Below are 19,921 nucleotides of genomic sequence, written 5' to 3'. Positions count from 1 at the left end.
ACCCCCACTCATGTTAGGCTCCGCCTCCTGATTCTTCAGTGCGTGCCGCCTTTCGGGCCGCGAAAGACGCCTGAGAACACCCCCTTTTTCGATAAGAGTTGCACGCATGCTTGAAGTGGAAAACGTCTGTAAGGAGTTCAAGCTCTACAGCAGACCCTGGCACCGGCTTAAGGAAATCGTCCTGCGCCGCAGTTTCCATCGCACCCATCGCGCACTGGATAACGTCACCTTTCGGGTTTCCAGTGGCGAAACCCTGGGCATTCTTGGCCGCAACGGCGCCGGAAAATCCACCCTGCTAAAGATGCTCAATGGCGTATTGCTGCCGGATGCAGGCCAGATCAAGATCACCGGCCGGGTAACTGGCCTGCTGGAACTGGGCACGGGCTTCGACCCCAACCTCAGCGGATTGCAAAACATCGTCGGCAACGGCCTGCTGTTGGGCATGACCCGACAGCAGATCGAAGAGCGCCGCGATGCCATCGTCGAGTTTTCCGAACTGGGGCCGTTCATCCACGAGCCGATTCGCACCTACTCCTCCGGCATGAACATGCGGCTGGCGTTTTCCATCGCCATCCACGCCGACCCCGACACCTTCCTGATCGACGAGGCCCTGTCGGTCGGCGACGGTCATTTCCAGCAGAAATGCATGCGTCGCATCAAGGAATTCCGGGCCAAGGGCGGCTCGATCATTTTCGTCTCCCACGACCTGAATGCCGTGAAAATGATCTGCGACCGCGCCATCGTCCTCAGTGGCGGGCAAGTCGTCGCCGATGGTCACCCGGAAGACGCGGTGAACATTTATAACCAATTGCTCGGCGCCGACGACGAAGACTACAGCGAACGCAAGCACATCGAGCAACATGGCTACGGCTCTCGTCTGGCTTACATGGATGGCGTGACGTTCGTGGGTGAAAACTCCCGCAGCACGGTACTTGCCAGCGGCGATGTCGGCCTGCTGGACGTCGTGGTCGCGGCAGATCACGACCTGGCAGATGTGTCCTTGGGCTTGATGATCCGAGACCGCTTCGGCCAGGACATTTTCGGCACCAACAGCCACTACCTGAATGTCCCGATTGCCATGAAGGCCGGGGAACGCCGGACCTTGCGTTATCGGTTTCCGATGCGGCTGGCACCGGGCAAATACACCATTACGCTGGCGCTGCATGACGGCGCCGACCACACCACAAACTGCTACCACTGGCACGACAACGCCATCGGTTTTGAAGTGGCCGGCATCACCGGAACTTTCTTTGGCGGCATCTGCGATCTGGCACCCACGCTGGAGCAACTGTCCGCCCCGACCGAGACTATCGACGGAACTGTAAGCAATGCTGATACCCAATAACCCTGACCTCGACTTCCAGGAACTCAATCGCCGAATTGAAGCAGAGGTTCAGCGTTATAAGCTGGACACCCGCGAGCGGCCAATGCCGGCCTTCGATCCGTCCCCGGCGCCGGTCTTTGACCGTCCTTACCGCTGGATGGAGCTGATCCAGCTGGATGACGAGCCTCTGCTGCTGGCGGCTTACCCGAGCCTGTTGGGCCGCAAGGCCGAGCGCAGTGAAATCCAGCAAGGGCTGCACCAGTTGCGTTCCGGCTTCGACAAGTTCGAAGTGCTGGCCAACCTGCGCTACTCACCGGAAGGCATGGCCCACGGCGCCGAAGTCCATGGCCTGCGCAAAGCCAAGCTCAAGAACACCCTTCGCCGTATTCCAGTTCTCGGCAAATTGCTGCTGAACGCCTACGCCATCGCTTCGACGGAATCCCGCAGCCGTTACTATGTCGCGCGTCTGGACCTGCTGACGCGCCAGCACAAACTGCAAAATGACGGGCTTGCGCACCAGCGAGACCTGTTCGACAACCAACAGCGTCAACTCCAGGTTCAACAGCTGCACCTGGATGAGCTCAATGGCTATCTTCAGGCACAACAACGTGCACTGGACGCGCAGAACGTTGCGCTTGGCCAGCAAACCGACTACATCAAGCGGCTCGAATCCGATCTGGATCAACAGCGCCTGATTCAACAGGAATTGCGTGCACGCCTCGGTCATCTGGAACGCGCTCCGCGCCAGGTCGCCGCGCCTGCCTCTGCCGATGCAAGTGTGGTCGCCACCCAACCGGCGGCGTCGAACCTGGTGCCGAGCAGCATTCCGGACAGCTTCTACCTGGCCTTCGAAAACCGCTTCCGTGGCGATGCCGAAACCATCCGCGAGCGTCAGTCGTACTACTTGCCGATCCTCGAAAATATCGCGCCGCTTACAGCAGGCCTGCCGCTGGTGGACATCGGCTGCGGCCGTGGCGAATGGCTGAACATGTTGCCGGAGAGCTATGCGCGTATCGGCATCGACCTCAACTCGATGAACGTTGAAGCCTGTCACGAGCAGGGCCTGAAAGCGGTACAGCAGGACGCGTTGGTCTGGCTGGCCGAACAGCCGGAAAACAGCGTCGCTGCCGTGTCCGCGTTCCATGTGATCGAGCACCTGAGTTTCGAGCAGTTCAACATCCTGCTGGACCAGTGCCAGCGCGTTCTGGCACCAGGCGGCACAATCATCTTCGAGACCCCGAACCCGGAAAACATCATCAGCGCGGCGACTCATTTCCACACCGACCCGACGCACATTCACCCGTTGCCTCCGGCGTTCACTGAATTCCTGGTCGAGTTCAAAGGGTTCGAAAACGTCGAGATCCATCGCTTGAACCCGATTCCGCGCGAATACGCCCTCAACGAGGACAGCGAAGTCGCACGTCGTTGTGATGCGTTGTTCTATGGTCCGCAGGATTACGCGGTCACGGCTCGCAAGGGCCAGATATGACCACCAAGCGTATCGATCAATTTGCAGCAACGGTCGCGGCGGGAGATGGGGTTACCAACGGTTTGTTGTTCACGCGTAGCCTGCTGCGCGATCTGGGTTTCGAGTCGGACATCTACAGCTTCACCATCCCCGACCAGATGGCCGGCCAAGTGCTGCCTGCGCGTACCTTTCATTCGTCCCAGTGCGATCTGCTGATGTATCACCACTCCATGGGCCACGATCACGGCCCGTGGTTGTTGCAGCAGAAATGCACCAAAGCGATGGTCTATCACAACATCACGCCGCCGGAGTTTTTCCCGGAAGGCGGCGGCCTTCGCCGTTATGCCGAGCTGGGCCTCGAGCAACTGCGGGAATGGCGCGAAGAGTTCGTTCATGCGCTGGCCGACTCCCCGCTGAACGAAAGCGAACTCGTGGAAGCCGGTTACACCCGCAGCAAGACCTTGCCCCTACTGGTCGACACCCGCCGTCTGGAAGGCACCAAGAGCCAACCGGCGTTCATGCGCGAGCAGCCCGACGACACACAGTTTTATCTTGCAGTGGGGCGTCTGGCAGAGAATAAGCGGCAATACCTGCTGATTGAGGCGTTCTACCACCTGTTGCAGAACCAGAACGCGGCCGAGCAGCCTCCGCAGCGTCTGATCATCGTCGGCGGCACCACCAGCGAGGCGTATGCCCGCGGTCTGCAATTGCACGTGCGCAACCTTGGTCTTGAAGACAGCGTGATGCTGGTGGGCAAGTGCTCCGAAGCCGAGTTGCGTTGGCTGTACCAGAACGCCCATCAATACTGGTGCGCCAGTGCCCACGAAGGTTTTTGCATGCCGCTGCTGGAAGCGAACTATGCTTCGCTTCCCGTGGTCACACAGGCTCGCTCGAATATCCCCGACACACTGGGGGAAGGCGGGTTGCTACTGGAGAGCGATGACCCGGTGGAATTTGCCCTGGCGGCACACTTCCTGAATACCGAACCCGGGCTGTATGAAGCCATGGTTGCGGCGGGCCATCGAAACCTGCTTCGTTACGAGCGTGAAAACCTGCGAGCTGCGCTGGCCACCTGGCTGGAACAGCTTGACCTGATTTCTCCAGTGAAGGAGTAAGACACCGTGCCACGCCTACTACTGACTGGGGCCAACGGATTCGTTGGCAAGATCCTGACCGGCCGCTTGCAAGCCGCCGGTTATGAAGTGGTCGCACTGGGCGGCAACGTCAGTCCAGCGCAGAGCATTGCGGATGAGTACCTCACCTGCGACATTCGCGAGGCAAGCGCCCTGGCGCAAGCGGTCGCCGATGCCCAACCGACGCACGTTATCCACCTGGCGGCGATTTCCCATGTGCTGACCAGCTTCAAGGAACCGTTGCTGACCTGGCAGACCAACGTGATCGGCAGCATGAACCTGCTCGAAGCGATCCGGCAGCACGCGCCCGATGCTTTCACGCTGTTTCCCAGTTCGTCGGAAGTCTACGGGGCGGCGTTCAAATCGGGTATCGCAGTGGAAGAAGACACCCTGCCGCAGCCACTGAACCCGTACGCAGCCAGCAAGGTCGCGGCGGAATACGCCTTCCGTGAATACTTTCGTCAGGGTCTCGACGGCGTGATTGCACGCCCGTTCAACCATATCGGCGCTCAACAGAGCCCTGATTTCGTGACCGCCTCGTTTGCCCGTCAAATCGCGCTGATCGAAGCCGGCCAGCAGGCGCCCGTGCTCAAGGTCGGCAATCTGGAGGCCATTCGCGACTTCCTCGACGTACAGGATGTGTGCGACGCCTACATCCAGTTGCTCGGTCTCGCCGGGAAACCAGGGCATCCGCTGTGCCTGAACATCGCCAGCGGCGACTCCCGCAAGATTCGCGATGTGCTTGAGCTGATGCTGAAACAGAGCCAGACGCCGATCGCCGTGGAACAGGACCCGGAGCGCTTGCGCCCCTCCGACATTCCGATTGCGGCCGGCAACAACGCGCTGCTCAAGCAAACGACTGGCTGGCAGCCCGCGATTGCACTGGAAACGACCCTGAGCCAGTTGCTGGATTACTGGCGCGAACAGGTCAAGACCACCCCCTGAACGACTTCGCCGCCGATGGCCGAACAGCCAGGGCGGCAATGCCCTTCGCATCACACTTTGATTCGAGTACGACAACACATGGAAATTGGCTTGGGCTGCACCGTTTGGGCCTCTGGCGAGCGCGCCGGACACCTCGACGGCATCGGCACTTATTCACGCGCGCTGTGGCAAGGGCTCAGCGACATCGCCGTCACCCAGGCCGATGTGCACATCAAACCGTATGCATTCGGACGCGACCTGCCAACCCTGCCGTGCGGTCAACCTGAACAGTTGGCGCCGCGCTTTCCGGTTCATGCGCTGCTGAGCGGTGTTCTCAAATTGCCTTTGGGCAACTCGGGCGCCATCCGCAAAAACGTCGATCTGTTCCACGCCCCCGATCACCACATTCCGCGCATTGCTGGTGTGCCGACGATTTCCAGCGTGATGGACGTGATTCCGATGGTGCACCCGGAGTGGATCAAGAATGACCTGCGCAGCCTGAAGAGCTGGCTGTTCAACTCCGCGATCCGCCAGTCGGACCACATCATCACCATTTCCGAGTTCAGCAAGCTGGATCTGGTGGAGCATCTGGGCCTGCGACCAGAGCGTATCAGCGTGACGCCGCTGGGCGTCGAGCCGGTTTACTTTGAGCGCATCGACAGCGAAACCCGGTATGCGGTGCTGCAAAAACACGGTTTGAAACCTGGGTTCTTCCTGTTCCTCGGCACGCTGCAACCGCGCAAAAACCTGCCGCGCATCCTGCAAGCCTTCGAGCAACTGCCCGCCGACGTGCGCAAGGAACACCCGCTGGTGATCGTCGGACGCGACGGCTGGAACAACGAAGACCTGCTGCCAAAACTGCAAGCGCTGGAAGCGCGCGGAGAAGGACGCTGGCTGAGCTACCTGCCGCAATCCGACGTCATGGCCCTGCTGCAAAGCGCCGTCGCCCTCACCTTCCCTTCGTTGTATGAAGGTTTTGGCCTGCCCGTGATCGAAGCGTTCGCCGCACGCTGCCCGGTGATCGCCTCCAACAGCACGTCATTGCCCGAAGTGGCGGGCCACGCGGCATGGATGGTCGACCCCTACGACGTCGACAGCATCAGCGCGGCCATGCAAGCTCTGCTGAACCAGTCGGCCTTGCGCGAAGAAAAGATCGAACTGGGCCTGATCCGCGCCAAGGCGTACACCTGGCAAGAGTGTGCCCGACAGACGTTGGCTGTTTATCGGAAGGTGCTGGGCAGATAACACCACTGGCGTCGCTTCGCGACGTGGCTCAAGCGCCACCCAAATAAAAAACCCCGCTGCCTTTTCAGACAGCGGGGTTTTGTTTTTCTACTGCGTTACAGCCCTGAATCAGAACGGCAGCAGGTGACTCGACAAATGCAGATCACTCACGGAGGTGATCGAACCGGTGTAGCTCACGGTACCGACCAGGGTGATGTCCGCAGCGTTATCAACAACGCTGGCCGAACCACCGCCCGCCGAGTTTACGAAGTAAACGTTGGCCGAATGCGCGGTGTTGTCGAAAGCGACAAACACTTCTTTGCCATTGACGGTGGAAAGGAAGTTTTTGTCGAAGTCAGCAACACTGATAGCGTTTTTGGTGGTGAGACCAACGCTATTACCATCCAGCAAGGTGACCGTATTAGCCGCGCCGCCGGAATCGGATGTGTCGCTTACGATTTCGGTACCTACGGACGAGAACAAGCCCAGGAAGTTGGAGAAGTCCAACGCACTGCCATTCGAACCGACTGCGAAGTTTTTCACCAAGTCGACACCGTTGGCGGCTGCCGAAGCGGCGAACACAAACGTGCTGCCTGCGTTGACAGTGACAGTGTCATTGCCAGTGCTGGTGAAGAAACTCTGTTGACCGGAACCCAGAATGACGGTGGACGCTGCCGCCGCATGAACCGATACGCCGTCGCCGTCACCGATGGTAATGGCATTGGTGGAGCGGTTGCTGCCCGCCAGGAAGATGTCTTCGAAGCCGGTCAGGCCGCTCAGATTGGTGGTGACGCTGGCCAGGCCAACGTTCAGCACGTCGTGAGTGGACGTAGTGGCGTGCAACGTCTTGCCGGCCAGATCAGCAGCGGTGTCGTTCAAGATCAGTGCTTCGCTGCCCGACAGCTTGATGCCTGCCGAACCCAATACCGAGCTGATGTTGGAGTAATCACCGGTCAACGTTGCAACCGACGATGCATCCACTTGAGTGGTGGTTTCAGTGTCGATGGTTTTCAACGTCGAGGCGGCAACACTGCCGATATCGGTCAGGGTCACAGCAACGCTGCCGTTGACGTAAGTACCGTTGTCCGACAGCAGGTTGGCTGCCGAATCGGTGACGTTGGTGTAGACCAATTCAACGTCGGTGTGGCTGTCGATGCTGGCGAGCTGAGCAATGGTGGCCGCGTCGGAGACGGTGACCGTCACGCCGTTCACGATAAAGGTACCGGCGTCTGCAAAGAGGTGAGCCGCAGTGTCGGTGACTTTATCGTAGGACACGTCATCAGCGACGCCATTGATCGCGCCCAACTGCTGGACCGTTGCTGCGTCAGTGACGACAACGCTTTGGTTGGAGGTGTATTTGGTGCCGACCGATACCGCATCAGCTGCCAGATTGGCGGCGGTGTCGGTAACGCCCGAGTAAGTCAGAGTACCCGCACCATTGGCAGCATCCAGCGCCGCGAGCTGTGCAACCGTCGCGTTGGCGGTGCTGTCGATGGACACGTTGATGCCGGACTTGATGAATGCGGCCGCATCCGTCGACGTCAGGTTGGCCAGACTGTCGGAAATCGAGGTGTAGTGGACCTTCGTGGCGTCGCCAGTGCGGTCAACCAGTGCCTTGAGTTCCGCGATAGTGGCAACCCCGTCAACAGTCACCGTAGAACCCGCCCCGACATAAGACGTCAGAACGCCCTGAGGCGAGAACAGATTCTGGTGAGTATCCGCGAGGTCTTCTGCGGTCACGGTGCCTGTGGTCATGGCCGAAATCGCTGCCAGGCTTGCCACGGTGGCCGCGTCGGAGACGGTCACGTTGACGCTGCCGTTCACATAGCCGCCCACGTTGTCGACAAGGTTGGACGCGGTGTCTTTGACAGCGGTGTAAACCAGTTCACCCGAAAGGGACAGGTGGCCGCTGATGGCCGCCAGATCGCTCAGCGAAGCTGCATCGGTCACAGTGACCGTGGTGGCCACCTCTACCGAAGCAGCGCCGCCAGCCAAGGCAGCGCCAGTGTCCGACAGATCAGTGAAGTGCGCATTCAGACCTGTAGCGGCCTTGATGTCCGCCAACTGCTGAACAGTCGCCGCATCGCTCACGTCGATGACTTTGCCGGTGATGACGAAGGTACCGTCACCGGCATTGCTCAGCGCATCGGCAGCCAGTGCGGCCGCAGTGCCTGTGACCTCGGTATAAGCAACCGAAGCGGACTTGCCAGCCAGGGTCACCAGATCAGACAGCGCGATTACACCGCTAACGGTCACAGCAACACCACTATTGATGTAGTGGTGTGCATCAGCAACCACGTTGGCAGCCGTGTCGCTGATCGACGAGTAAGTCAGCGTGCCTGTGGTTTTCTGGTCGACAGCGTAGAGATCGGACAGCGAAATCGCACCCGTCACCTCGACCGCGACGGCGCCTGTGATGAAACCTGTCAGCGAAGCGGCGTCAGCGGCCAAGTGGTCGGCGCTGTCAGTAATGCTGGTGTAAGTAAGGGTACCCGTGGTTTTGATGTGGATTGCGGTCAGGTCAGCAATCGAAGCAGCATCGTTCACTGTCACGTTGACCGAACCGCCGATGTCCGAGTTGGTGTCGGCCACCAACGCAGCAACGTCGTCGGCGAGGTCGTTGTAGACCACAACACCTGATTTGTCATCGATGGTTTTAAGATCCGCGAGGCTGACAGCACCTTGGATCTCCACATGGGTGGTCGGACTCAGGTACGTGGTGTCTGCGACCAGTTTGTCGGCAGCGTCGATGACGCTGTCGGCGGTCAATGTACCGGCGCCATTGGCGGTATCGATGCTAGCCAGCGTCTGCAACGACACAGCGTCAGTGACAGTGACGTTCTTGCCGCTGATGACGTAGTGCGTGCCTGTGCCGGTAATGTTCGCCAACAGGTTGCTCGACGTGTCGCTCAGCGCAGCGTAGGTCAGGGTGCCAGCGCCGTTGGCGTTGTCGATGGCGGTCAGTTGCTCGATGGTCGCTGCATCAGACACCGAGACGTTCACAGCGCCTTTGACGTAACCACCGGCGTTAGTGAACAGATTGGCTGCGCTGTCGGTGACAGTGGTCGCGGTCACTGAACCGGTCCCGTTGACGCCGTCCAGACTCGTTAATTGAGCAATGGTAGCGGCATCGGTCACGGTCACGCTGACACCGGCTTTGACATAGCCATCAGTGTTAGCGGTCAGTGCAGCCACGCTGTCTTGAACCAGATTGGCGGTCAGGGTACCGGTGGTTTTCAGGTCGATGGTGCTCAGTTGAGCCAGGGTCGCGGCATCGGAAACGGTCACATTGACGCTGCCGGTCACGTAGTTGCCTGCGTTGGTCACCAGTGTGCCAGCAGCATCGCTGATGACGGTGTACGTCAGGCTACCGCTGCCATTCAAACCATCGATGGTGGACAGCTGCGACACGCTTGCCGCGTCATTGACGGTGACATTGACGCCCGCCTTGACGTAGCCGTTCGTGTTCGCTGCCAGCAATGCCGCGGTATCGGCAATGGTGTTAGCGGTCAGGCTGCCTGTGCCGTTGGCGTCGTCAATGCTCTTGACTTGAGCCAGAGTGGCCGCATCGTTGACAGTGACGTTGACGCCCGCTTTGACGTAGCCGCCAGCGTTGGCAGCCAATGCCGCTGCACCGTCCGCAATGTTGGTCGCGGTCAGTGTGCCCGTGGTCTCCAGATCGATAGCCGCCAGTTGAGTCAGGTTGGCCGTGTCGGAAACGGTGACGTTCACCGCGTTCTTCACGTAACCGCCCACGTTGGCAGCCAGAGTGGCAGCCGAATCGGTGACCGAGGTGTAGACCAGCGTTGCAGCGGTTTTGCCATCGACGTTCGTCAACTGGGCGATGGTCGCCGCGTCGGTGAAGTTGACGTTAACGGCCGAGCCCAGAACGGTGCTGGAGGCAGCGTCCAGATTGGCAGCGTTGTCCGTCAGGTTCGCGGACGTTACCACGCCAATGTTGCTGATCCCTTGAATGGTGCTGACCTGTGAAGCCGTGACCGGGTCGGTGATCGACACGGCATGCAGGCCCAGGAACAATGCATTCAGCGAGTTGGAGAGGTTGGCGTAGATATCGCTGACGCCCCCGTAGCTGATGGACGTTGCACCCGACTGCATCACGGTGGAGAGCTGCGAAAGCGAGATCGAGTCATCCGTCACGGTGACGATCTTATTGACCAGTAACGCGCTGTTTGCGGCCAGGTGGGCATAAGTGTCGGACACGTTGGTGTAGGTCACCGACTGGTCCGTTGCCAGGTGAAGCGTCAGCACTTGCTGCACGCTCAGCGCATCACTGACAGACAATGCATGACCCTGAATGGTTTGCAGGTTGGCAGGATCAGTCAGATGAGCAACCGTGTCGCTGATGGTGCCGTAGGTGACCGAGCCTTCCTCGACCGCATCACGCACGTCGGCGATGTCCTGCAGCGAAACGGTGCCTGTGATCGCGGCATCATGAAACGCCACGACATTGGCGTTGGCGAGGAGCGTCAGGTTAGCGACCGAATCGGTCACGGTCGTGTAGATGACCCCACCATCGGGACCCGCAGCCGCCACGACCGCCAGGATATCGGCAACAGAAGCCGTGCCCACGATTTCCAGTGCTTTGCCCAGAACCGCTTGTGCATTATCAGGATTAATCAGCGCCGCGACGCTATCGCCAACGGTGCCGTAGTCAATCGTGGTCACATCCGTAGCGCTCAGGTCGGCCAGTTGAGTCAGGCTCAGTGCGCCGGTCACCTGAACTGCGTGGTCGGCGGTCAGCTCGCCTGCGCCCAGCAGCTCGGTAATGCTGCCCTGAATGCCATGGTAGTCAACAGCGGCGCCAGCGCCGGTGCCCACAGCGGTCCCTACCGCAGCCAGTTGGTCAAGGGTAACGAACTCATCGTCAATCTGGACGTGCTGGTTCGTCACGACCGAAGCGTATTGCTCGTCCGCGAGATTCGCAGCGGAATCGTGCAAGTTGAACGTGATATCGAGGGTCACGCTGGCGTGGTTGACCGCACCGTCCACCAGAGCGGCGTAAGTCTGTTGCAGAGCCAGCGCACCCTGTGCATCGATCGGCGCAGTGACGTCGATGTGCGCGTTGGTCAGGCTGTAAGCGAAGTGATCGCCCAAAACGGTGGTGTCGCCACCGTTCAGGTAGCCGTGAATGTTTGCCAGTGAGTCGTTAACGGTGAAATCGTGACCACCCAACAACTCTGACACTGTCAGCAGGTTTGCGACGGTGTCTTTCAGGGTGAACGTGAAGTTCGCCTCAGTTTTGTCACCCGAAGCATTGTTGTAAACGTTTTGCGCAGCTGCCTGACCCACACTCTCCGCTTGGACGGTCAGATCGTCGCCCACGTGGTAGGTAGTGTCGGTCAGCGTGTAGGTCGCGTAGCTCAGCAGCGTAAAACCGGCCTTGTCAGCAACGATATGGGCCAGGGTGTCGTTGACGGTGTAGGTGTGACCGTTCGTCACCGAGTTCGGGCTCGGCGGGAAGATATCGGCATTAAGGTTCGCGATGGTGTCGGTCACAGTTTGATATGTCGGCGTGACGTGCGTAAGAGCCGCCACCGCGTTCACCTGAGCGACGGTTACGGTATCCGTGAAGTTGACTGCGACGCCAGCTTTCACATAACCACCAACGTTTGCAGCCAAATGCGCAGCGGTATCGCTGATGAAGTTGGCAGTCACAGCGCCGACGGTTTTGTCGTCAACGGCTTTGATCGCGGCGATGCTGACCGGGTCAGCGATGGTGACAGCCTTAGCGGCCAGGCCCGTAATGCCGCTAGAGTTCAGAGCGGTCAGAAGGTCTGCTTGAGAACCGGAAATTTCGCCTGCGAACGCGGTGACGTTCAGTTTCGGTGTGACATTGCTGTTCAGCGTATTGAGCAACTCAGCCGTGATCGGCGACGAGCCCGTCAGCGCGATGGTTCCGTTACCCGTGATCTGATGCACGACTGGAGCCACGAGGACATTCACGAGCAGAGTGAAGTCAAAAACCGGAGCTGCTACCAACGTGCTGAGATCAGAGACCGAAACAGTTGCTGTGCCGTCGATGACCAGACCTTTCGTGATGGACGCAAAGTCAACGGAAACGGGAGAGCCGGTAGTCGGTGTAAATACCACCTTGTCATTTACGATCGTGATCTTCACGTCACCGTTGGCGGTGCCAACAGTGAACTTGCCAGCATCAGAACCTGTACCGTTGGTGACAGTGAACGTTGGAGTTGTCACAGGCGGAGTGGTGTCGCCGCCACCGCCAGCTGTCGGCGTCGCGATCGACGCATCATTCGCGCCCTGATTCGCCGCATCGGCCAGTGCCGATGGGTTGGTCTGTGCTGCCACAACCTTGGTGTTGATCGAGGTGAACAGGGTGTCGAGGTTGGTGTTGCTGGTGACGCCGGTCAGTACGGCATTCAGGTAGGTCACCAGGTTGCCCAGCTCGGCCGGAGAGGTTTTGATCAGGGTGGCGACGTTGCCCAGTGCGGTGCTCAGGGAGTTCAGCACGGCGGTGGTCTGGCCAGCGGCGCTGGACGGGACCAGTTTGATCAGGTCCAGCGTGGCATTCAGGCTGTTGCTGTCAGCGTTGACCGAGGTCAGCACCTTGGCGGCCAGGGTGGTGTCGTTCAGGCCCTTGTCGGCGAACGCGATACCCACGGTAGCTTTGTTGGACAGCAGAGCGGCGTCGGCCTTGCCTTGCGCGGACGTGTTGCTTTTCGCACCGTTGATGACGGTAGCGACGAAGGTGTCACGGCTGATCGTGCCGGCGTCCAGTTGCGCTTTCCAGTACGCCAGACCGTCTGTGTCGCTGGTGCGGCTCAGGACGTTGCCGTAGATGGCGTTGACGAAATCGGTGGTGGTCATGCCAGCCGGGTATTTGGCTTGGCCTTCCGGCTGGGACTCAACCCAGTTCTTTGCGATCTGATTCAGGGAAATGGTCCCCGCGTTCAGTTGGTTCACCCAGTAGGCCAAGCCCGCCGAGTCGGGTGCACGATTGAAAAACGCGGTGTACAGCTCAGCTAAGTCCGACTGGGTGCTCATGTCTATCTCCTGACGACGAAAATTCAAAAGCCCCGCTGAAAGAGCGAGTCTTTTATTCCAAGATTTAAGTGTGTTTAAAAACTGTACCCAGAACGGGTGCCCAGACTTTATGGGAAAGCTGAGGCGGCAAGCATCTCAGGGAAACAATTAACTTTCTAGTTTTATTTTTACTTGCGCGCCGGTAAACCGACGCCAACAAAACAGCGGAACTAACGTCCAACTTTTTCGACATAAGCCAAATAATAGCTCCAGCATTTATATGGAAAATCGTGTCTTGCGGCAGTGGAGCGAGGTTGAGAGGCCACGGTCAGATTATTATCAAAAGTTTATAACTTACTGATTATTAACATATTTCAATAAAGTCAGAAAACAGGCGTCATTTTTAAGTCGACTAATCGTTCGCTCTAAAAATCAATTAATGACTCCGCGCGCTTACCGCTGAAACGCTTCCGCTTGGCGAGAAACTTTCCAACTATTACAAACGTGCTAATGCGTTTTCAGATAAAACCCTCAATCTGATCATTCTTTAACCACTTTTTAAAAACCGTACACTTCTTGTTCACTTGAACAAAAAACGAGCAAATAAAAGTGTTTTCCTGTCATCCACGAAGTATTAACTTCCCTCTTCACTCGCTTTTTTTCAATCTCTAATAAAGTGAGTAACTTATTCATTTCATTGAAGATTTTTTCCGAAAAGTGCCATCATTTTGGCATCAGCCGCTCGAAATCCTGACCAAATCGTCAATCACCGATTCAGTGCATTCGCTACTATTCCAAAAAAAACCTGCCTGAGCAGCGACTTGGCGGAGTGCCATTACCGGTCGTCGGATGGGTGAATCAGCTTTATCCGCTTGCCAATGGGCTTGGCTGCCCCGTCACTCCAGATCTGCGGAGGGAGGCGCTGAGCGGTAATGTCGAATTGCCAACGCCAGACCTATACTCCGCGCGTTCAGACATTGTCCGACAAAAAACCTGCATTTTTCTGCCGTCGTCCTGTAATCCAGGTGCCAGATAAGGAACATCTCATGCCGTCGCCGTCACAGTCCTATCCCTACATCGACCTGTTCACCCCTCTCAACTATTCCGAATCTGGCAGTGGCGACATTGATACCTACACCGCGTACACCGATTTTTCCGGCAATCTGGCGCATTACGCCTGGGTGATGAATCAAGTGGGCGCGAACGTCTGGAGCGCGTCACTGAATTCGCCCAGCGATTCAGTGGACGTGATTCAGCTCTCGATTCCAACGGGGTATGCGGTAGACGGCTACTCGCTCTCGATCACCAGTTCGGCAATCAACTCATCCGCGTTCTTTGACTTCGGCTCAATCAGCGGAAACGGCTTCGACGACAATCGCGCCTTAAGCAGCTTCAGCAGCGGCAACGTGGTCGGCTCAGGGTTATACAGCGTCACGATAGGCAGTGGGACCAACGTCCTCAGCTACACACTTCAACTGAACATGATCAAGGTCAACGAAGCGCCAACCACGGCAGAAGACGCGCTCTATCCGACCTTCTATACCGGCGGCCCGGCGGTCGATCTGTTCGACAATGTGGTGATCACTAACGAAGCCAACCAACACATCACCCAACTCACACTGTTAGTAGACGGCGTCGCGGCGACCGACAGCGAGTTCCTCACCATTGGCGGCAGCGATATTCACCTGGTGGCGGGCCAATCCGGCAGCTTGGGCAATACAGGCGTCACCTTTGCCACTACCAGCAGCAACGGCGCGATTCAGGTCAGCCTGACGATGCCGGCCAACACCACATCGGCAACGGTGCAGACGCTGCTTGATGGCATGACCTACAAGAACACCAGCGCCAACCCAACGTTGGGAGATCGTGGCATTACGCTCGCCAGCATCAGCGATGACGGAGGCGTTGCCAAAACAGGTCAGGACACGAGCACGCCCTACGACTACACCGCAGTGACCGTTGCCGCTCCGGCCAACGCAGCCCCCGTTGTGACCACCGACAGCGGCAGCGCAGCATTCGTTGAAAGCGGTGCCCAAGGCGCGTCCCAGCCAGTATCAATCGACTCGGGCATAACGGTGACGGACAGCGACAACACCACGCTCACCAAGGCGACCGTGAGCATCAGCACTCACTTCGTAAGCGGCCAAGACATGCTGCTGTTTGTCTCAAACCCCGCAACGATGGCTGATATCAGCGGCAGCTATAACGCCAGCACAGGCGTCCTGGAGTTGACCTCTGCCACCCACGCGACGCTCGCTCAATGGCAATCAGCCCTGCGTTCGATCACATACAGCAATCAGTCAGATAACCCGGACACCCAGACACGGACCATTTCCTACGTGGTCAACGACGGTACGTCAGACAGCGTCGCCGCCACGCGTGACGTGACGGTTGCGGCCACCAATGATGCGCCCGTCGTGACGAATTCCGGAGGCAGCGCCAGCTTTACCGAAGGCAATAATACGACCTCCACGCCTGTTGCAATCGACAGCGGCCTGACAATCAGCGATGTGGACAACACCACGCTCACCAGCGCCAAAGTTTCCATCACGGGCAACCACCACGCCGAGGACATTCTGGCCTTCACCAACAACCCGGCAACGATGGGCAACATCGGCGCCACCTACGACGCTGCGACGGGCGTTCTCAGTCTGTCCTCCGCCGGCTCGACCGCCACCCTCGCACAATGGCAAGCCGCCCTGCGTTCGGTGACCTATACCGATTCCTCTGACACACCGAACACCGGCGCGCGCACTATCACTTTCCAGGTGAACGACGGAACGGCGGACAGCATCGCCAGCACGAAATCGGTGTCGGTCACCAGCGTCAACGACACGCCGATTGCAACGACCAGCGGCGGTCCGACGACGTTTACAGAGAGCAGCGCCGGAGCCTCCACGCCGGTGGTGGTGGACAGCGGTATCACGCTGTCCGATGTCGACAGTTCTACCCTCGCGTCTGCGGTCGTCAGCATCACCGGTAACTTCAGGAGCGCCGAGGACCTTCTGAGTTTCACCAACAACCCGGCCACCATGGGCAACATTTCTGCAAGCTACAACTCGGCCACGGGCATCATGAGCCTCAACTCTTCGGGTGCAACAGCCACCGTCGCGCAATGGGAGGCTGCATTGCGCTCGGTCACCTACACCGACACCTCCGATGCCCCGACCACCGCCTCACGCACGATCACTTTCACGGCGAATGACGGCAGCTCAAGCAGCGCAAGCGTCCAGAAAGTCATCACCATTGCGGCCACCAACGACGCCCCCGTTGTGACCGCGACCAGTGGCACGACAGCATTCACATCAGGCAATAACAGCGTCTCAACACCGGTGGCGATTGACACAGGCCTGAGCGTGAATGACCCGGACAACGCGACCCTGACCCACGCGACGGTCAGCATCAGCCAGAACTTCAAAGCGGGCGAAGACGTTCTGTCGTTCGTCAACACAAGCTCGGCAACGTTTGGGAACATCGCTGCAACGTTCAACGCGGCGACGGGCGAGATGGAAGTGTCCTCCGCTGGCGGCACTGCCACCCTCGCGCAATGGCAAGCCGCCTTGCGCTCGGTCACCTACGTCGACACTGCGGTCACGCCGGACACCAGCGCACGCACCATCAGCTTCAAGATCAATGACGGTCAGTTGGACAGCACCGTCGTTACTAAAACCGTTTCGGTCGCCGCGGTCGATAACTCGCCGGTTCTTGAGTCCTCGGTTGGCACCTCAGTGTTCGTCGAAGGCAATAACACGGCGTCCACGCCTGTCATCATTGACAGCGGCATGAGCGTCAGTGATGTGGACAGCAGCAGCCTCCGGTCCGCCAACGTCACCATTACCAACGTGAAAGCAGGTGACACACTGGCGTTCACCGGCAACAGCGCGACCATGGGCGACATCACGGCTGGCGCCTACGACGCCAACACGGGGGAACTGGCCCTCTCGTCAGCGGGCGGCGCCACCCTTGTCCAATGGGAAGCAGCGTTGCGCAACGTCAGCTACAGCAGCAGTTCAGACTCACCGGACACCAGCAGCCGCAGCATCAGCTTCACCGTCAACGACGGCAGCAGCGACAGTGCGCCCGTGCTCAAAACCGTGACAGTACAAGCCGTAAACGACACGCCGGTGGTGGTCATCGACGACCCTGTCGCAACGTTCGTTGAAGGCAATAACGTCACCTCCACGCCGGTCGTGATCGCCAACGGTCTGATCGTCACCGACCTTGATAACAGTACGCTGGCCAGCGCTGTCGTCAGCATCACAGACAACCTGCACAGCGCCGAAGACGCGCTTTCCTTTACCAATAACCCTACAACGATGGGCAATATCAGTGGGAGCTACAACACGCTGACAGGCGTGCTGAGCCTGGACTCCGTGGGTGCAACCGCCACGCTCACAGAGTGGCAAGCCGCCCTGCGCTCAGTGACTTACACCAATTCGTCGGACAGCCCGAGCCTCGATACGCGTACGGTCAGTGTCACGGTGAACGACGGGACAGAAGACAGCGTCGTCGCCACCCAAACCGTGACCGTCACCGCAACCAACGATGCACCGGTGATCACGCTCTCAGCGTCCAACCCGACGTTCACCGAAGACGCGCCGGCGGTGATCGTCAATGGAGGCGTCGTGCTGAGCGACGCCGACGGCAGCACGCTGGCCAGTGCGAAAGTGAGCATCGCAGGGTTCGTCGCCGGGGAGGACAAACTCGCGCTTGCGACCGGCCTGCCGAACATCGGCGACATCGTGGCTTCGTTCAACACCACGACCGGCGAGCTGACGCTGACTTCCGCCAGCCATGCGTCCCTCTCTGAGTGGGAAACAGCATTGAGCGCCGTGACGTACGAAAACACCTCACAAGCCCCGGCGAGCACCACGCGCACCCTCTCGTTTACCGTCAACGACGGTAATGGCAACGCGGGCGACAGCACTCCCGTCACACAAGAGGTGACCGTGGTGCCGGTCAACGATGCCCCGGACGTCGTCTTAGGGGCCGCAACTCAAAGCGTGCGCCAGAACACCCCCCTGGTGTTCAGCTCGGCCAATAACAACCTGATCGCCATCAGCGACGTGGATGCCGGCAGCCATGACGTGCAGGTCACGCTCACCGCCAGCCATGGCCTGCTCAACCTCGCCAGCTCGACCAGCCTCACCGTCACCGGTGATGCCACCGTCGTCACGCTCACCGGCACACTGACGGCCATCAACAGCGCGCTGAACGGCCTGAAATTCACCCCGACGACGGGCTACACGGGGAGTGCGCTGATTGATATCTTTGTCGATGACCTGGACGCCTCGAACCCGCTCGATGCCAGCACATCCGTGGCCATCACCGTCACCACACCGCCACCGCCCACCACGCCAACCAATCCACCCGTCACGATTGACGGCGTACCGGTCACGACCACGCAGGTCACGTTGCCCGGTGGCGAGACCGGCACCAGCGTTTCGGTCGGGCTGACCACCTCGTCGCGTCAAGACAGCACGGGGGACGCCAACACCGCCGACATCAGCCTGGTCGGCAATGGTGCGTTTCCTTTACTCGTGGCCAAATTGCCAGTGGGTTACGGGCTGACCTCCGTCGGTGGTGGCGTCAAGTTAGCCAGCAACAGCGCAGAGACCCTCAAAGCCGCCATCGATGCGGCGACTGCGAATACCGATCAGGCGCACCAGAACGTCAACGGTCAGCACTTCCTCGACAAACTGGCCGCTGGAGCGTCGTTGCTGGTGAACACCATCACCCCCGTGACCGCGTCCACGGGGCCGACTCAAGCAATGGAACTGGCCGGTGCGGGGGGGTCGCAACACACCGCGCTGGTGATCGATACCACTCAAATGAGCGGCAAAGGCTCATTGGTGCTCAACAACGTCGACTTCGCCGCCATCGTCGGTGCGACCACCGTTCAGGGCAATACCACCGGGCAAACGCTGACGGGCGATGATGCCAGCCAGAGCTTCATCGTCAACGCCAGCGACAGCTTCGTCTTTGCAGGCGGTGGCAATGACACCCTGAAAATCACCACCTTCACAGCGGCCAACAACACCGTGCTGCAAGGTGGACAGGGCAACGACACCGTGCAATTCAGCGGCGACCGCTCGCAGTACACCCTCGAACAACACGGCGGTTACACCCTCGTCAGCAACAAGGACGACCCGAACCAGCAGGTCAAAGTCGTCAACGTCGAGAACCTTGGTTTTGCCGATGGTGTGGTGTCGATTCCAACCAACACGCAACAGACCACGCTGGCGGCGCTGTACGACGGATTATTAGGACGTCAGGCGGACGTGGCCGGTTTCGACTACTGGACTCAACAATCAATGAGCATCGGCGGGATCGGATTGTCGATCCTGAACTCCACCGAGGCCGGCGCCAAAGCGCTGAACGGTGATGTCAGCCATGACATCGCTGCTCTTTACACCGCCTTCTTTGGACGAACCGTCGACACCGCTGGCCAAGCCTACTGGACCGAGCAAGTCCAGCAAGGCCACCTGAACTTCGTGCAAGTTGCCGACAGCCTCCTCACCTCCACTGAAATGACCGGCCACAACAAAGCCCCCGCCACTTGGGACTTTACGGTCTGACAAAAAAAGGGGCAGCCCTCGAGCTGCCCGCTTTTACGCTCGGTGCGCGATTCGGGTGTTCGAATCGGTGCAATGAGAGCTGTATGCCTCGATCTGCCCTTAATTCTGGCCGAAGGCCGTGGGAGTGCCGGGGTGGCGCTCCACCTTGCCTGCGATCCATTGCGCAGCGATGGCAAAACCGGCCCACGCGGTGTGCCAGTTGAATAGAGTTCTCAGGTTTTACTGCCGCTGCGCGCCAGATCGTAGGCAAGCCAACTCCCACGCC

General features: G+C 59.1%; 7 protein-coding genes. 6 read left to right on the top strand and 1 reads right to left on the bottom strand.

The annotated features are described in order from the left end of the window. Positions 1–106: 106 nt before the first annotated feature. The 5 genes from ACIQAL_RS26615 (at position 107) to ACIQAL_RS26595 (ending at position 6,094) form a co-directional block, all read left to right on the top strand. Positions 107–1,345 (top strand): ABC transporter ATP-binding protein, encoded by a 1,239-nt coding sequence (locus tag ACIQAL_RS26615; RefSeq protein WP_401150596.1) that lies wholly within the window; start codon positions 107–109, stop codon positions 1,343–1,345. Next, positions 1,329–2,813 (top strand): class I SAM-dependent methyltransferase, encoded by a 1,485-nt coding sequence (locus tag ACIQAL_RS26610; RefSeq protein WP_401150594.1) that lies wholly within the window; start codon positions 1,329–1,331, stop codon positions 2,811–2,813. The genes ACIQAL_RS26615 and ACIQAL_RS26610 overlap by 17 nt, the downstream gene beginning before the upstream one ends. After that, positions 2,810–3,907 carry a glycosyltransferase gene (locus ACIQAL_RS26605; protein WP_401150593.1) on the top strand — a complete coding sequence of 366 codons (1,098 nt, stop codon included), beginning with the start codon at positions 2,810–2,812 and terminating at the stop codon, positions 3,905–3,907. Before ACIQAL_RS26610 ends, ACIQAL_RS26605 begins: the two co-directional genes overlap by 4 nt. Positions 3,908–3,913: 6 nt before the next feature. After that, positions 3,914–4,870 (top strand): GDP-mannose 4,6-dehydratase, encoded by a 957-nt coding sequence (locus ACIQAL_RS26600; RefSeq protein ID WP_401150591.1) that lies wholly within the window; start codon positions 3,914–3,916, stop codon positions 4,868–4,870. 78 nt (positions 4,871–4,948) lie between these two features. Continuing rightward, a complete protein-coding gene (locus ACIQAL_RS26595) occupies positions 4,949–6,094 on the top strand; it encodes a glycosyltransferase family 4 protein (protein ID WP_401150590.1) in 1,146 nt (381 codons plus the stop codon). A 108-nt stretch (positions 6,095–6,202) separates the two neighbouring features. On the opposite strand, the gene ACIQAL_RS26590 is transcribed toward ACIQAL_RS26595, so the two are convergent. After that, a complete protein-coding gene (locus tag ACIQAL_RS26590) occupies positions 6,203–13,099 on the bottom strand; it encodes a DUF4214 domain-containing protein (protein ID WP_401150589.1) in 6,897 nt (2,298 codons plus the stop codon). A 1,025-nt stretch (positions 13,100–14,124) separates the two neighbouring features. Here ACIQAL_RS26590 and ACIQAL_RS26585 point away from each other — a divergent pair. Continuing rightward, positions 14,125–19,656 (top strand): DUF4214 domain-containing protein, encoded by a 5,532-nt coding sequence (locus ACIQAL_RS26585; protein ID WP_401150588.1) that lies wholly within the window; start codon positions 14,125–14,127, stop codon positions 19,654–19,656. Positions 19,657–19,921 lie beyond the last annotated feature (265 nt).

It is taken from the genome of Pseudomonas sp. NPDC088368, assembly GCF_044753445.1.
Classification (GTDB): Bacteria; Pseudomonadota; Gammaproteobacteria; order Pseudomonadales; family Pseudomonadaceae; genus Aquipseudomonas; species Aquipseudomonas bambusae.
This window is presented reverse-complemented; position numbering and strand designations above follow the sequence as displayed.

Bases quoted from the DNA above. Each gene is read 5' to 3' on its own strand.
- ACIQAL_RS26615 (WP_401150596.1), top strand. From the start codon at position 107: ATGCTTGAAGTGGAAAACGTCTGTAAGGAGTTCAAGCTCTACAGCAGA.
- ACIQAL_RS26610 (WP_401150594.1), top strand. From the start codon at position 1,329: ATGCTGATACCCAATAACCCTGACCTCGACTTCCAGGAACTCAATCGC.
- ACIQAL_RS26605 (WP_401150593.1), top strand. From the start codon at position 2,810: ATGACCACCAAGCGTATCGATCAATTTGCAGCAACGGTCGCGGCGGGA.
- ACIQAL_RS26595 (WP_401150590.1), top strand. From the start codon at position 4,949: ATGGAAATTGGCTTGGGCTGCACCGTTTGGGCCTCTGGCGAGCGCGCC.
- ACIQAL_RS26590 (WP_401150589.1), bottom strand. From the start codon at position 13,099: ATGAGCACCCAGTCGGACTTAGCTGAGCTGTACACCGCGTTTTTCAAT.
- ACIQAL_RS26585 (WP_401150588.1), top strand. From the start codon at position 14,125: ATGCCGTCGCCGTCACAGTCCTATCCCTACATCGACCTGTTCACCCCT.